Annotated in this window: 11 protein-coding genes; 6 read left to right on the forward strand and 5 right to left on the reverse strand. The window is 50.5% G+C overall.

What is annotated here, in order from left to right; genetic code table 11:
- Position 1: 1 nt before the first annotated feature.
- Positions 2-1441, reverse strand: a complete 1440-nt coding sequence (locus tag KD147_RS09610) for a coniferyl aldehyde dehydrogenase (RefSeq protein WP_212547680.1) — start codon at positions 1439-1441, stop codon at positions 2-4.
- Positions 1442-1672: 231 nt separating this feature from the next.
- Here KD147_RS09610 and KD147_RS09615 point away from each other — a divergent pair, with 231 nt between their 5' ends.
- Positions 1673-3685, forward strand: a complete 2013-nt coding sequence (locus KD147_RS09615) for a spermidine synthase (RefSeq protein WP_212547681.1) — start codon at positions 1673-1675, stop codon at positions 3683-3685.
- A 200-nt stretch (positions 3686-3885) separates the two neighbouring features.
- Here the strand turns inward: KD147_RS09615 and KD147_RS09620 are convergent, their stop codons facing one another.
- Positions 3886-4152: a hypothetical protein gene (locus tag KD147_RS09620; protein ID WP_212547682.1), complete on the reverse strand. Its 267-nt coding sequence runs from the start codon at positions 4150-4152 to the stop codon at positions 3886-3888.
- A gap of 667 nt (positions 4153-4819) precedes the next feature.
- Entirely contained in the window at positions 4820-6883 is a 2064-nt protein-coding gene (locus KD147_RS09625; protein ID WP_212547683.1) for a bifunctional 2',3'-cyclic-nucleotide 2'-phosphodiesterase/3'-nucleotidase, read from the reverse strand.
- Positions 6884-7060: 177 nt separating this feature from the next.
- On the opposite strand from KD147_RS09625, the gene KD147_RS09630 reads away from it, so the two are divergent.
- From KD147_RS09630 to KD147_RS09650, 5 genes are all read left to right on the forward strand, one after another.
- The gene (locus tag KD147_RS09630) at positions 7061-7648 is read left to right on the forward strand and encodes a TetR/AcrR family transcriptional regulator (protein WP_105254704.1); all 588 of its coding nucleotides are present in this window, start codon (positions 7061-7063) and stop codon (positions 7646-7648) included.
- Between the two features lie 97 nt (positions 7649-7745).
- A complete protein-coding gene (curA, locus tag KD147_RS09635; protein ID WP_105254339.1) occupies positions 7746-8780 on the forward strand; it encodes an NADPH-dependent curcumin/dihydrocurcumin reductase in 1035 nt (344 codons plus the stop codon).
- Between the two features lie 23 nt (positions 8781-8803).
- Positions 8804-9433 (forward strand): glutathione S-transferase family protein, encoded by a 630-nt coding sequence (locus tag KD147_RS09640; protein ID WP_105254338.1) that lies wholly within the window; start codon positions 8804-8806, stop codon positions 9431-9433.
- Positions 9434-9615: 182 nt separating this feature from the next.
- Positions 9616-10029, forward strand: coding sequence for a hypothetical protein (locus tag KD147_RS09645; protein ID WP_105254337.1), 414 nt, complete (start codon positions 9616-9618; stop codon positions 10027-10029).
- Positions 10026-10223 carry a helix-turn-helix transcriptional regulator gene (locus KD147_RS09650; RefSeq protein WP_105254336.1) on the forward strand — a complete coding sequence of 66 codons (198 nt, stop codon included), beginning with the start codon at positions 10026-10028 and terminating at the stop codon, positions 10221-10223. Before KD147_RS09645 ends, KD147_RS09650 begins: the two co-directional genes overlap by 4 nt.
- Positions 10224-10291: 68 nt before the next feature.
- Here the strand turns inward: KD147_RS09650 and KD147_RS09655 are convergent, their stop codons facing one another.
- Positions 10292-13246: a TonB-dependent receptor gene (locus tag KD147_RS09655; protein ID WP_212547684.1), complete on the reverse strand. Its 2955-nt coding sequence runs from the start codon at positions 13244-13246 to the stop codon at positions 10292-10294.
- A 78-nt stretch (positions 13247-13324) separates the two neighbouring features.
- Positions 13325-15964, reverse strand: coding sequence for a glycoside hydrolase family 16 protein (locus KD147_RS09660; protein WP_212547685.1), 2640 nt, complete (start codon positions 15962-15964; stop codon positions 13325-13327).
- Between the last annotated feature and the right edge of the window lie 157 nt (positions 15965-16121).

The raw sequence follows: 16121 nt of genomic DNA on the forward strand, positions 1-16121 counted from the left end.
CCTATTTAACAAAGAGTTTGTAAAACAGTCGGTGAATGCTGCGGCCATAAGGCGGGTAAAGCAGCTTACCGCCATTGAGCTTACCCAGGGTGTGTACCGCCTTGGCCTTGGAAAAGGTCTGAAAGCCCTCAAAACCATGATAGTGCCCCATGCCCGACTCGCCGATGCCGCCAAAGGGCAAATCCACCTGAGCCAAATGGGTCATGGTGTTGTTGATACAGACTCCGCCGGAGTGGGTCTCATGAACAACCCGGGCGTGTTCATTCTTATCCAGGCTGAATAAATACAGCGCCAAGGGTCGCGGACGCGCGTTGATATAGTCCACGGCCTGTTGCAAGGACTCATAGCTCACAATGGGCAGCAAGGGACCAAAAATCTCTTCGGTCATCACCCGGGTATCCTGCCCGGCGTTGTCAATCAGCACCGGCGGCATTTTCCTGCTGCCGTTAAAGTCCTCCTTGGCTGGGTTAATGGTGGTGCAGCTCGCCCCCGCAGCTTTGGCCTCTTCCAGCAGTGCCTGCAATCTTTGGTATTGGCCGTCATTGATAATGGCGGTGTAATCCGGATTGTCTTTAATGCTGGGGTACATGCGAGCAAAGGCGTTTTGATAAGCGGCGATAAAAGCCTGCTTTTTATGCTCGGGGCAAAGAATATAATCCGGTGCCACGCAGGTCTGGCCGGCGTTCAGGGATTTACCAAAACAAATGCGCTCGGCGGCCATATCCAGGTCGGTGGTATCGCCGATAATCACCGGGGATTTACCGCCAAGCTCCAGCGTCACCGGGGTGAGGTTGGCCGCCGCAGCGCGCATCACCAACCTGCCCACGGCGGTTGAGCCGGTAAAAAACAAGTGGTTAAAGGGCAGTTGCGAAAACGCCGTAGACACATCGGCAACGCCGGTAGTCACCGCCACCTGCTCCTCGCTAAAGACCTCGGCCAACAGCTGCGCTAAGCTATGGTTAAAGTAAGGAGTATGCTCTGACAGCTTAAGCATCACGCGATTTCCCGCGGCGATGGCGGTAATTAACGGGCTTAAACTTAAATATAAGGGGTAATTCCACGGCACCATAATGCCCACCACCCCAAGGGGTTGATACACCACCTTGTTGCTTGCCGGCTGGAAAATCAGTGCGGTTGAACGAGCCGAAGGTTTACACCAGCGAGCAAGGTGTTTAATGGTGGAGTCGATAGCCTCAACTAGGGTCAGCACCTCGCACAGGCGGGTTTCATCTTCACTGCGATGACCGAAGTCTTTGCTAATGGCCGCAACCAGCTCATCCTGCCTGGCCAGCATCACTTTTTTGAGCGCCTGTAACTGAGCTTTTCGCTCGTCGACGGCCGGGTATTTATTGTTGTTAAAGGCCCTCAACTGCGCTTCGAACAGGGGTTGCAACTGAGCAACCTGAGTGTGCTGGTGAAGACGATTATTTTCAATATTCATAAAGACTCGCGCATTGATTGACCAGTCGCTTGTTTTACCTAACTTTTAAGGTAAAGGCTATGATCGGTCTTTGGGTGTCGTACCTCTTGTTATACATCAAGTGATTGAAAATAACGATGAGACCTGTGTTTTTAGCGGTTAATTTTACTTCAGCATGGCAAACCTCTGCGCCAGAGACTTTATTTGTGCTACATTTGCCGCGTTTTTCACCCTATTGAGGCGGCTATCGCCATGCTTGCGATTATTCTTGTATTTTTAAGCGCATTTTTACTTTTCCAAGTCCAGCCTATCATGGCCAAGATGCTGTTGCCCAGCTTTGGCGGCGGCACTCAGGTTTGGACAGCGTGCTTGTTGTTTTTCCAAACCTTTTTGCTCGCAAGCTATGGTTATGCGCATCTTATCTCAAGCCGCTTGGCGCTGAAAAAGCAGTTTTTCGTCCATGGTGGCGTTTTACTAGCCGGAGCCATTGCCCTGCCGATAGGCACGCAGGCGCTCGGCGCCCCGAGCGACGCCCCCGCCTTGGGCGTGTTAGCCCAGTTGGCGATGGCCGTGGGTTTGCCTTATTTTGCCCTGGCGGCCACGGCGCCCTTGATGCAAAGCTGGCAGGCCAAGGTGGATTATGAGCATGCCTACAAGCTCTATAGTTATTCCAATATTGGCTCCTTTTTGGCCCTGCTCTCGTACCCTTTCGCGGTGGAGCCCTGGCTCGGTCTGGGCAATCAATCCTGGTTGTGGAGCGGTTTATTTGTGGCCTTTGCCGCCACCTTCTATGCCTATATGGCACGCTTTTATAACCAGGCCAAGCGCCTTGGCAGCACAGAGCAGAGCGCCTTTCGTGGCGGTGTACACGGTAAATGGCTGTTGTGGTTGCTGCTTAGCGCCTGCGGCGTGATGGTGCTCACAGCGAGCACCAATGCCATGACCCAAAACGTAGCGCCTGTGCCCTTCTTATGGTTGTTACCGCTGGCACTGTATCTGCTGACCTTTGTGCTGTGCTTCCACTCGCCCAAAGCCTATCATCGTATTTTCTGGCTGGCGGCCCTGGCGGTCTGTGCCTTTATCTCCTGCTTCTTGTTCTTTATCGGCAGCCAGTTCGATATTGTCAGCCAGGTAATTCTCTATTCCTTGGTGCTGTTTGCCGCCTGTATGATCTGTCATGGCGAGCTGGTGCATGCCAAACCCAGCACAGAGTACCTGACCCAGTTTTATCTGGTGATGGCCCTAGGTGGCGCGCTGGGCACGGCGCTTATCACTTTTGTCGCACCGCAGGTATTCACCCTGTATTACGAATATCCGTTGGCTATTGGTGCCGCCTTGGTATTGTTTGCCTGGGGAGTTGTCAGTGATAAAGGCATCCGCAGAGCCCCCTTGCTAGGTGGCAGCGCACTGGGCACGGTGGCTCTGGCGGGACTCTTGTTCTTTTGGCTCGATGGCCAGTTTAAAAGTAACGACATTGAACGCCTGCGTAACTTCTATGGCCTACTAACCGTTACCGAAGTAAACATTGAAGGGCGCACCGAGCGCCGCTTGATCGACGGCACCACCACCCATGGCTTGGAAGTACTCAAAGGTGAAGGCAAAGGCGAGCCACAAAGCTATTATCGCACGCAAACCCTGGTGGGGCAGTTACTGCAAGACCTACCTAATGGCTCAGATGTTGGCTTTATTGGCCTGGGTGCTGGCACCTTGGCGGCCTATGGCAAGCCCGGCGATCATTACTGTTTTTACGAGCTCAACCCCAATGTGCTGGCCACGGCCAAGGCGCAATTTAGCTACCTTGATAACTCCCAAGCCAAGTTGGATTATGTGCTAGGAGATGGCCGCATCATGTTAAGCGCACAACAGGCGCAAGGGCAGGAACAGGTGTTTAATGCCCTGGTGCTCGATGCCTTTAGCGGCGATGCCATTCCCATGCATTTGCTGACTCAAGAAGCCATGGCCTTGTATTTAACCCAGCTTAAAGAAGACGGCATCCTAGCGGTGCATATCTCCAATACCCATTTGGATCTCACCCCGCTGATGCGCGGCTTGGCGCAGCAATTCGATTTAACCATCCTCTATGGTGAGGCCAAGGCCGAACACAGCCACGGCCATGATGTACGCTGGGTGCTGCTAAGTCGCGATCATGAGCGTTTACACGCGTACCACGCGATTCAATCACCCTGGCCCAGCAACACAGCCGCCTTTGTGTGGCGTGATGACTACAGTAACCTGCTGCAAGCCATGAAGTTTATGGGTGAGTAGGCTTGTTTGATGTTTAATGGCGCAGGGCTAACAAAGACTGCGTCATTGTTTTATTTATCGCTTTTACTTTATTTTCAGAAAAAAGATGTCAAGGAAATGAGTGGCGATTCAGTTTTCTAAATATAGCCAGCCTTTAAATAGATGCACAATGCAAGACCTGACCCCTTTTTCCACATTAACTTTTAAAAATTAAGATTTTATTATTTACCATTTTCTTGTTTATCATTTCGTTCCCTTTCTGAGCCAAACAACCTCCCCGTAGGTATCAGCACAAAAACAACAAGGCAAACACCTAAAAGTACAAATGAAATTTTTTCAAAAAAATAACATTGACTTGGGAAGTAATCACAAGAAACAACCTCCATATACTTGAATGTCTTTATAAAAAAATATGCCAAAGCCATGAGCATAAAATAAATCAATAATTTCTTAATCCACTTCGCACTTACAACGACCAGACTCTTCATTATATTTCTTTAATCCCCATCTCGTAAAATCAGACACTAAGCCCCCAACTAAACCCACAAAGCCTGACTTAATAAAATTATTGAGCCCATTTCCTACTATACTACGTTGATTCAAAGTCTACATATGGAGCTGTAATTCCTCCTGTTAAACCTCCTGCGGTACTAGACAAAAAGTCATCTTGCGCACCAGCTAGGGCGCCTGCGCCAAAGCCTACAACTGCAGCACATCAATTCGGTTTTGACTTTTCCGCTCCAGCTGCTATCGCACCGATAGATGCGTAGGCCATAGTCGGGCCTGTATGATACCCAATCACTCCATTCACCCCAGCAAAGGCAAGAGCCACTCGCCAGTCTCTCGTTTCTATAATAGAAGCTGTAAATGCTCCAGCAGCACCTGAAATACCATCAATCATATTAGCTGAAAAAAAATTAGACCCAACGAATCAAAATAACTAATCGGATTCTGATACGCATACCCATAGGTAATCATCCCCCCACCCAAACTGAAACAACCTGGACACCCATCTAAACATATTCTTGTGGTGCGAGACTGCAGCAAGTAGCTACAAGCAATAAAGTTTATGAGCGGTGGTTAGATTGGAAGAATTAAGCAAATGTATATTCAAGGCCAGCATAAGCACTGGCCTTGGCAGGTTATAACATCTTATTACTGTAAGTCGATGCGATAGAGGGCAAAGCCGTTTTCATCGAGTTTAAGCGGTGAGGTCGGTGTGACGGCCGGCAGAGTTTCGGCGAGGGCGGCCACATCATCTAAAGGCGAGGTTCTAAACACCACATTCAGTGGCGTGTCTGTGCTGACCTTGGCAAAGCGCCAGTTGTTGTCCGCCGAAGGATCTAAACCCGTCTCTGGCGATTTCGCCGCTTCGCCGATGATATAGCTGCGCAGCACACCGCGGTTTTCATCCGGGCCTTCAAAGGTTTCACGGATGCTGCCATCTATGGCCGGGAAGTTGCCGCCACCACTAGCGCGATAGTTATTGGTCACAACCAAAAACTGAGCCTCAGGATCGATAGCCTGGCCTTGATACTGCAGGTTAACGATGCGCGAGCTCTCTGGGTTAATAAGCACGCCTTCGTTGTCATAACGCTTAGGCTGAGTCACGTCGATTTCAAAGGTGACGCCATCGATGATATCGAAGTTAAAGGTAGGGTAGCTGGTGTCGAGCAGGTTTTGCTCGGCACTGGTGCTCATGTCGATTTGGTTAAACTGACCAGCGGAGCGCTCTAGCCATTCCTTTACGTCACTGCCTGATACCTTCACCATGCGAATGGTGTTGGGGAAAACGTACAGGCTGACGGTATCGAGCATTGCAATGTCGCCCGCCTTTACATGGGTGTAATCCTCCACGCCATTGCGCCCGGCACGAAACGGCGCTGCCGCCGAAAGTACCGGCAAACCATCTAATTCGGTACCCTGAATAAAGGCCTTACCCCAGGCGATTTGCGCATCGGCAACGATTTGAATTGATGGGTCGTCCTGTACCAGGGCGAAGAAACTAAAGATGGGTGCAGAGATCTTCGCAAACGGCTCACTCACCCAGTCGATGGTGGCCTTATGTTCAAGCTCGATGGCCGCGGCAATTTCCCCATCGGCCTCGGCCAGGTCGACAAAGTTGCCTTCTGCATCCTTGGTGCTGATAGCACGGTTGCTCACCGCCGAACTTGCAACCTGCCAGCCACCGTTTTCTGTGGGCTCCAGCTCCAGGTCGATAATACCCAGGTGATTACCGAAAAAGCCCGGCATCACCGCGGGCACGCCATTGAGAGTGCCATTGACATTATCTATGCCCGCTTCTTCAAAGCCATCATAGGCAGCATCGCCGGGGAAAACGCGGTGGTTATGACCAAATAAGATGGCGTCTATCCCCTCTACCTGAGAAAGGTAGAGGGCGGTGTTTTCGGCCATGCTTTCATAAGCGCTGGCGGTTAACCCAGAGTGAGGAATGGCAATAACAATATCGGCCCCCTCTTCTTTCATTTGCGGCACAAACTTCTCGGCGGTGGCGACGATATCCTTGGCGATCACCTTATCCTGCAAATGGGCGTTGTCCCACTGCATAATTTGCGGCGGCGTTAGCCCCAGGTAGCCGATTTTAACGGTTTGCTCGTTGCCATCGCTGTCGAAGACGATTTTGTCTTGAATATAATAAGGCGTGTAGCGGTTTTGATCGTTACTCTCATCATTATCACCATCATCCACGTACACGTTAGCATTCACATAAGGGAAGTCGGCTCCCGCCAAGGTGGCATCTAAAAACTCCAGGCCGAAGTTAAATTCGTGATTGCCCAGGTTAGCCACGTCATAGTCCAATAGATTCATCGCCTTATAGGCCACGTGAGTCGCGCCATTGAGAATATCGTCCTTGCGCACTAGGGCTTCATAGTCGCCCAACGGGCTGTTTTGAATTAGGTCGCCGTTATCCACCAAGACACTGTTAGGCACCTCGGCACGGGCTTCCTTGATCAAGGTGGCGGTATTAACCAGCCCCAGGGTTTCCGATGGCGCCTGAGCAAAATAATCATAGTTCGACAAATACATGTGAATGTCTGTGGTTTCCATGACCCGCAAACTCACCGTGGCTGAAGGGCTCACGCCAATGTCTTGGTCATCGTCATTGTCGTTACTTGAGCTGCAACCGCTGAGGCTTAGAGCAACGGCTAATGCCAGGGTGGATTTTAATAAGTGCTTGTTATTGATGGGCGTTTTCATACTTGTTCCATAGTTTTTTGAAAATGAAGATTGCCCCATCACCCTAAAAAGGCTTTATGAATTTATGATGAAAAAGTAGTATCAAAATGTTATCGAGACGCCGCTCCACACCTTTTTAAATACGCGCTTCAACAAAAGCACTAGACGACTGGTCTAATCGAGTTTATGATGCACGCCATGAACGCAAAAACCAATGACACACGCCAGCATATTTTAAAGGTCGGCTACGAGCTTATCGTCAGCAAGGGCTTTACGTCCGTTGGCCTTTCAGAGCTGTTAAAAACCGCCAATGTGCCCAAGGGCTCTTTCTATCACTACTTTAAGTCGAAGGAGCATTTTGGCGAGGCGCTGATCCAGGATTATTTTAGCCAATACCTCGAAGCCATCACCGCGCTGCTTGGCAACCCGGCGCTCAGCGGCTATCAGGCACTGATCCAGTATTTTGAGCTGTGGCTGGCTCAGGATAAGGGCAGTTGCAATGCCAATAAATGCCTGATCGTTAAACTAGGTGCGGAGGTATCGGATCTGTCCGAACCCATGCGTGTAGCCTTGAAAAACGGTGCCGATAGAATCGTTGATACCATAGCCCAATGCATTGAACGCGGCGTGGCCGATGGCTCAATTAAGGCCACCAATGCCAAGCAAAGTGCACAGCAAATCTATTTTCTATGGATTGGTGCCAGCTTGTTGAACAAGCTATATCAGGACCAAGCCGGGCTAAAACAGTGCCTGGAAAACACCAAACAGCTATTGCAGGGTAACTAGCCCTGCAATGAAATTACACCGCCATGTGTTTGGCGGTTTTTTTGCAACGAACAATAGACGACCGGTCTAATCAAAAATTACTTTTAGGAGAATACCTATGTCAGCTTCAACCCAAAACCGCCGCATCGTATTGGCATCACGTCCCCATGGCGCCCCGACGGCGGCTAACTTTCGCTTAGAAACAAGTGCTAAACCCGAGCCGCAAGCAGGCGAAATTCTGCTGCGCAGCGTGTATTTATCACTCGACCCTTATATGCGTGGGCGCATGAGCGACGCCGAATCTTACGCCGAGCCGGTGGCCGTCAATGACGTTATGGTCGGCGGTACCGTCTGTCAGGTTGAGCAATCACACAACAGCGACTTTGAACCGGGTGAATGGGTGCTGGCCTACACCGGCTGGCAGGACTATGGCATCTCCGATGGCAAGGATCTGATCAAACTGGGTAAAAACCCCGCTCACCCTTCTTACGCCTTAGGCGTTATGGGCATGCCCGGCTTTACCGCTTATATGGGGCTGTTGGATATAGGTCAACCTAAAGCCGGTGACACCTTAGTCGTGGCCGCAGCAACCGGCCCGGTGGGCGCCACCGTAGGGCAAATCGGCAAGCTTAAGGGTTGTCGCGTTATCGGCGTTGCCGGCGGCGCGGAAAAATGCCGTTATGCCGAAGAGGTATTGGGTTTTGATAAATGTCTCGATCACTATGCCGACGATTTTGCCGAGCAACTGGCAGCAACCTGCGACCAGGGCATCGACATCTACTTCGAAAACGTTGGCGGCAAGGTATTCGATGCGGTAATGCCGCTGCTGAACACCGGCGCCCGCGTGCCACTGTGCGGTTTGGTCTCTCAATACAATGCCACCGAGCTGCCACAAGGCCAGGATCGCCTGTCATTATTGATGGGGCAACTGCTGATCAAACGCATCAAGATGCAGGGCTTTATTATCTTTGATGACTACGGCCATCGCTACGATGAATTTGCGAATGATATGAGCCAATGGCTGGCGCAAGGCCACATCCAGTATAAGGAGCAGATCGTGACCGGGCTGGACAATGCACCCGAGGCTTTTATGGGCTTACTTGAAGGGAAAAACTTCGGCAAGCTGGTCATTAAAGTTAACGATCCTCTTTAATATTGCGCAATAAGGAAGAAAATATGATTAAACTACATCACCTTAACCAGTCTCGCTCTAAACGCATTATCTGGTTGCTCGAAGAGCTTGGGTTGGCGTATGAGGTTGTGCCCTATCAGCGCGATAGCGTGACATTTTTGGCCCCACCAGAGCTAAAAAGCATCCATCCGCTGGGCAAATCGCCGGTGATTGAAGATGAGGGGCAGGTGATCACCGAGTCCGGTGCCATTACCGACTACCTGATTGACAAATATGGCGCCCAAAAGCTGGCACCAGCGCGTGGCTCTCAGGCTTATACACAATACCAGCAGTGGCTGCATTTTGCCGAAAGCTCAGCGATTTTACCCCTGTTGCTTAAGATGTTTGTCAATAAAGACGGTGCCAAGATGAATTTTCTCGACGGCTATGCGGATATCGAAACCCATAAGGTGATGAGTTACTTTGACGCCAGCCTGGCAGGCAAAACCTACCTGGTGGAAGAGCGCTTGACCGGCGCCGATATCATGATGTCTTTTATCGTTGAGATGCTGCAAAAGTTTGGCTTAATTGAGCAATACGCCAACCTTCAACGCTATAGCGAGCAACTGGCCACACACCCCGCCTTTCATAAGGCCGATGCGGTTGAGGCCGAGCTGGATACCTCGGTAAGTTAGCGCAGATTAGTGCAACGACACCCAAGGGGTAATTGGCAACAATTACCCTTTTTTATCGCCAATACGGTCCCTTCCAAAGACATCTATTGATGACTTTTTGTAAAACACCCTTGACATAAAAACAATCCAAGCCTAACCTAAATGTAAAGCAAACATGACTTTTAGACAAAGGAGTTAGACTTATGACCTGTGAGCAACTTGATTCTAGACCAGCGGTGATCAACACCACCAAGAAACTGGCAATATGGACGGGAGCCTGGGTTGGCTCGGCGGCACTGGCGACCCTGGGTCACCAATTGTTATGGACAGATAACATCACCCTGTCGCTGATTGCCATAGTGATCAACCTGCTCCTTGGGGTGCAGATGATCCGCGCCTACATCAAACACCTGAAGGCCCTCGACGAGCTGCAGCAGAAGGTACAAATTGAAGCAGCGGCGATCACCGCAGGCACCGGCATAGTCGCGGGCAGCAGTTACAGTTACTTATCGAGTTTTGGGGTGATCCAGCAGGAGGCGGATATTAGCGTGTTAATCGTTATTATGGCCCTGGCCTACATAGCCGCCATTATTATCGGCATGTGGAGATACAGATGAAAAATCGCTTAAAGGTACTGCGTGCCGAGCGCAATTGGACTCAGGCCGACCTAGCGAATGCCCTGGGTGTCTCCCGGCAAACCGTAAACGCCATAGAAAAAGGCAAGTTTGATCCAAGCCTACCCCTGGCCTTTAAATGCGCGCGGCTGTTTGAGCTGCAAATTGAAGAGATTTTTGAGGATGAATCCGTGTGAATTGCGCCAGCCAAAAAAGCCGCTCAATTGAGCGGCTTTGGTTCTCTCATCGTTGGGCAGTATAGCGCTTAGAAGCTATAACGCGCACCAATGCTGTAACGTGGGCCATACTGACGAGCAAATAAGAACTGCTCTTCATAACGACCATAGCCTCGCTCTGTTTCGTTATTGAGGTTAATGCCTTCGAAGAACACGGTGACTTGCTCGTTGATGTCATAATTCACGCTCAAGTCCCACTGGCCGTAGGTATCACCAAACTGAGGAGGTGCATCCGCTGAGCCTTGTGACTGACCCACACCAATCAAGTACGAGTCACGCCATGCGTATGTCACTTTGACCGACAAGCCATTCTTATCATAAAAAGCCTGCAGGTTAGCAGAGTCACTTAAACCATAAAGCGGCGCTTGTTGCGTCAGGCTGTCAACATCAAACTCAACGTCACCATCAACAAAGGTTGCGTTCACACCCAGGCCGAACCCCGTCTCACCAAACACATGCTGTAGGGCAAGCTCAAAACCATCAACTGACTTGCTGTCGCTATTCTGTGGTTGGGTGATATTCCACACCATTAAGGGATCCGAGCTGTTGGGCTCAATGGCACCATCTGCATTACCGTAACCAAGCGCCAGTAATTCATTGAAAATAGCATCGCTCGTTGCTTGCTCACCGCGCGCTTCCAGGGCTGTAACAGCCTCTTGATAGCGCGGGCCATTGAGGATGTCATACAGACCATCAATGGTGGTTTCGGTGATCTGTCTTTGAATAAAGTTATCCACGTCTTTTTTGAAGTAACCAACAGAGGCGTAACTACCTTCGCCGTAGTAATACTCAAGCGACAAATCGAGGTTTGTTGACTCAAATGGCAAGAGGTTGGTGTTACCTTGAGCGCCAGTACGTGAACCTGGTTTTGGACTGCCCGTCAGGCTGCGTCCACCCGCCAAGTCACCCAAGGGCGCACGGGCCATGGTTTTGCCCCAAGACGCACGGGCAACCACCTCATCTGTTAGCTCAACTTTGACATCAATATTGGGCAACCAGATGTCATAATTACCCTCTTCGGTGTAGAAGTTGTCGCTGCCACCGGCTTCGTATTGCATGATCCACTCAGACGCACTGACCCAGTTAACCTGCTGTTCAACGCGCTGACGAACGGTGCTGGTGACGTCTGTTTCCTCATAGCGTAAGCCCGCGTTGATTTGCACAAAGTAATCGGCAACATCAAATTCCCACAGGGTATTGACGTAAAAACTTTGCGTTTTCTCTTCCACTTCACTCTCACTGTCGATGCCATCGAAGAAGGGGTCAATGGAGTAGTAGTTATCACCTAGAAGGTCTTCGGTTAAAAACGCCAGCTGGCGCGCCAAGGCTTCTTCAAAGCTGAAGGTGTAGTAATAGTTTGGCTGCAAGGCACTGCCGCCACCCGCGAATTCATCCAGCAGATCACCGGTTTCGTTGTAGGTGAACATGCCGTCCGGGAAGATTTCGGTGAAGGACGGGTTAAAGCCAGGGCCGCCACGCAGACCACTCCAGGCGGTGAAACCACCCATGGTTTGTTTGGTATGAGCGGCACCAAACTTCACTTTCACCAACGGAATTTCAAAGCTGTCGTTTAACCAATCGGCGTGCAGTTGAGCTTGCTCAACCTTGGACTCACCTGGTGAATAGATAAACTGACTGAAGTTTGAGTCTATCTCGCTGGGGTTAAGCACGGTCGTGCCATTGTTCCAATTAACGTAAGCATGCGGAATTTCACCGCTGCGGTAGTCGTACACTTTACTGCGTAGTTGATCAGAGCCCAGAATGATCTGGCCATCAGCTCCTAAACCATCGTCGGCACCATTGTCGGTTTCATTTTTTGAGTCGTGGTAGTCAAATTCAACCTGCCACTGGTCGTTAACTTGCCACTCAAGGTTGAGACCAATTGAGCGCGCTTCCACTTCTGTGGTGTTACGGCTGGCGGTGAATGAACCGTCGTTACCGCTGATATCGGCATACAAGGCGGTACCGTTTTCATCCAGTTCATAGCTGTTGATATTGCCACCGAACTCGTTCCAAATACCCCAACCAACCGTGTTAGTTCCGGTGATTGCTCTGCTTGCCGTGTAATCGAGCGTCGCAACCAAGCTATCAACCGGTGAGTATTGCAGTGTGACCTGGCCGTTAGTTCGTTCACGTTCAACATTGGCAATGCTGTAGTTCATGTCTTTTGGGAAGAAGTGGTTCCCGATGCGGTTGCCTTCGCCGTCTACCGCGCGTGGATCGATGAACTCACCTTCTGCGAGTGTTGGTAAATCAACATTCGCTTGCCAGCCTTGAATATTGGCTGCCTGCTGTTGAAAATCACGCTCCTGGTGTGAAAACGACACGGCAAAACCCAGCGAATTATCCGCATAGGTGTTGCTGTACATCGCCGAGAATTCAGGGGTTACATCGTCGCCCTCTTCGTTGGAAGTATCGTGATTGGCCTTAAGGGACGAGCTGAACTGCTCGCCTGGGCGCTGCAATGGACGCGTTGTTATGATATTAACCGTTGCTCCCAAACCACCACTTGGCACATCGGCCTGCCCAGATTTGGCCACCTCAAGGGCACTGATACCGTCCGCTGCGATATTTTCCAATGCAAATGAACGGGTATAACCCGTGCCCGGCATTTGGCGGCCGTTGAGGGTGATCAGGTTAAACTCGGGACCAAAACCACGAACGGTGATTTCACTGCCTTCACCATTTGAGCGACTTACCGATACCCCGGTGATACGCTGCAAAGACTCGGCTAGGTTGGTGTCCGGGAACTTACCCATTTCTTCCGCAGAGATGGCATCCACCACGCCGGTTGCCTGACGCTTCATATCCATTGCACGGATCATACTGCCAAGAATTCCTTTGACTTCGATGACTTCGATTTTATCTTCGGTACTTTGCTGTTCTTCAAACGCCTGTGCATTTGAGATGCTGCCCATTCCCGCAGTCAGGATCATCGCTACCGACGCTGCAAGCGGTGTTTTTATAAATTGTGTGCTTCTCATGATTACCTGCTTTTGCAATTTAATGTCATGTAATGAGGGTGCCGCTCATCGGCACCCATGGCCTGTTGTCACCCTTGCTTAAGGGTTCGCAATCACTGCGTTATCGATGCGGTACACCGCACCTTCACCCATGCCCCATGAAGGGAACACCATGACAACGTCGATTGCACTGATATCAAGACCTGCGCTCAGTAAATCCGCGAGCGTAAAGGTATAGGTTTGCCACTCACCCGCTACCGGCTCGACACCTTCTTGGCTTGCGCTCAATGGTAGCTCTACCGCTTGACCGGCATCATTGGATTCGATTTTGAACAACCACTGCGCATCTGGGTTACTTGCGTTTGATACGATCTTCATCTCAAAACGTATCACACCTGCGGACAACATGTGCGATGCATCAAAAGACACACCATCGGCAGCGAGGAAACCCATGACAGTTGGCGTGGCACCAATTTGGAACTCGGCGACAGCACCATGTGCTTCGTCGTCCGTCTCCACGGTTGGCGTACTGCCGGCACAACAGTCCCAAATACTCCATTGCTCGGCCACATTATCGGCAAACAAGGTCAGGTCGGTTTGCGGCTCGGGTGCGTAAATACGGGCGTTATCCACACGGTAAATGGCTCCCTCACCTTGACCCCAGGCTGGGAAGATCATCACCACATCAATGGCGCTTACATCTAAGCCGGCTTGCAACAAGGTATTAATCGGGAAGGTGTATGTTTGCCATTCACCCGCAACAGGATCCGCACCTTCAATACTGGTATTAAGGTTCACTTCAACCGCTGTTTCACCGTTATTTGATTCCAGTTTAAGCAACCAGGGAGCATCTGGCGTCGTTGACAGCGACGTGACTTTCATTTCGAACTGCAACATACCCTCGTCCACAAGCGGTGTTGCATCGAATTGTGTTCCGCTGCCGCCAAATTCGGTGCGGTTGATAAAGCCCATAACAGTAGGACTGGCGCCAATAGAGAATTCGGCCGTGACCCCATGGGCCTCATCATCGACCACTTCAACCGGCGTTGAACCACCACAGCAGTCCCACAACGGCCAATCGGTGTTGGTTTCATCCGTGAAAAGCGTCAATGAAGGAAGAGAGCCACCGCCATTGGTGATCTCGACATTATCAACACGATAAACCGCACCCTCACCTTGACCCCAGGCTGGAAAGATCATTACCACATCGATAAGCGATACATTCAAACCTGCATCCGATAGCGCTTGCAGTGGGAAGGTGTAGGTTTGCCACTCACCGGCGACGGGATCAAGGCCTTCGGTGCTGGTGTTTAGATTCACTTCAACTGCGGTTGCGCCACCATCGCTTTCAATTTTGAACAGCCAAGGCGCATCCGGCGTGCTTGGCAGCGAAGTGACCTGCATGTCAAAACGCACATAACCGTCTTCTAGCATGCCACTGGCATCAAATGGCGCCGCTTCACCGTTTTCATCGGTGATAAAGGCATCACGACTGATAAAACCATTCACCGTCGGGCTTGCGCCCACAGTAAACTCAACAACGTCACCCCGGCTGGCATCTGCAACAAGACCCGGCGTTGAACCACCGCAGCAATCCCATGCCGGCCAATCTGGGTTGAAGCTACCGTCGAAGATAGTTAAGGGTGTTACTGTGCCATCACTTGGCGGGGTTGGTGCAGGTGCTTTACCTTCAACCAGTGCGTCGTTCAAGTCATCGTAACCTGGACGCACCGTTTCGCAGCCTTTGCCTGTATCCGGGTCTTGCGCACATTCATAGACGCGAACGTAATCTACTGCGAATGTTTGACCATTTTCGAACGCAGTCGCGTCGATACCCGTTTGGTTTACATTCTCCGGCCAATCTCCACCCACGGCGAAGTTCAAGATCATGTAAAAGGTTTGATCGTATGGGCTTGAATCCCAATGGGTTTGCAACTCACCGGTCACTTGATCGAAGTACTCTGAATACCAACCCCTGTGTTTCAGCGCTAACGCCTCTCCATCGGCGTTGTAAAGCAGCTCAGACTGGCGCTGAGTCGCATACAGGTGATTGTCTACATACCAACGAATTTCACCCTCTTGCCATTCAATTGCATAGGTGTGGAAACCATCCGCTGGATTAGAATCTTGAGGGAAGGTAAAAGCCTTCCCGCTTTGATCATTGTTTGGCCACTCGCGACCATAATGCAATGTGCCGTAGACATTGGATTCTGCGCCATCATCGGTAGGTGCTTTCAGGTTAACCGATTCAACGATATCGATTTCACCTGAACGTGGCCAGCCACCGTATACTTCATCGGTTGGCAGCATCCAAAATGCAGGCCATGAACCTTGACCGCTTGGCAGTTTCGCGCGCATTTCAAAACGACCATATTTGAAATCTGCTTTATAGCGCGTGTTAAGACGTGCCGAGGTATAGGGTTTTGCGGCACCTTCTTCTGCGGGCAACGCAACGATATTCAGAATGCCATCGGCGACGAAAGCATTTTCTGTACTGTCGGTGTAACACTGTTTCTCGTTGTTACCGCCGCCAGCACAATCTACTTCGAAGTTCCATTTACCCTCGTCGATCGCATCGCCGTTAAAATCATCTTCCCATACCATGACCCAATCTGAAACGGGTTCACTTGGGTCAATGGTATCTATCTTGGTATCTGTGGCTGAGCCACCGCACCCCGCCAATGCGGCTACCGAGAGCGCCATGGCTAGTTGCGTTATGTGTGTTTTTACTTTGTTCATTGCGTTGAACCCTAACATCATGTGTTTGTTAGTATCTAGCTGATATATAGGAGTTTTTATTGAAACCAGCTAATTTGTAAGCGCTTACAAAAACACTCAAATAAAAAGCACTAAGAATGTAAGCGCTTTCATAGAGTATTGCAAGGTTGTGAAAACG

The organism is Pseudoalteromonas sp. BDTF-M6 (assembly GCF_018334135.1).
In the GTDB taxonomy this organism is placed as follows: domain Bacteria; phylum Pseudomonadota; class Gammaproteobacteria; order Enterobacterales; family Alteromonadaceae; genus Pseudoalteromonas.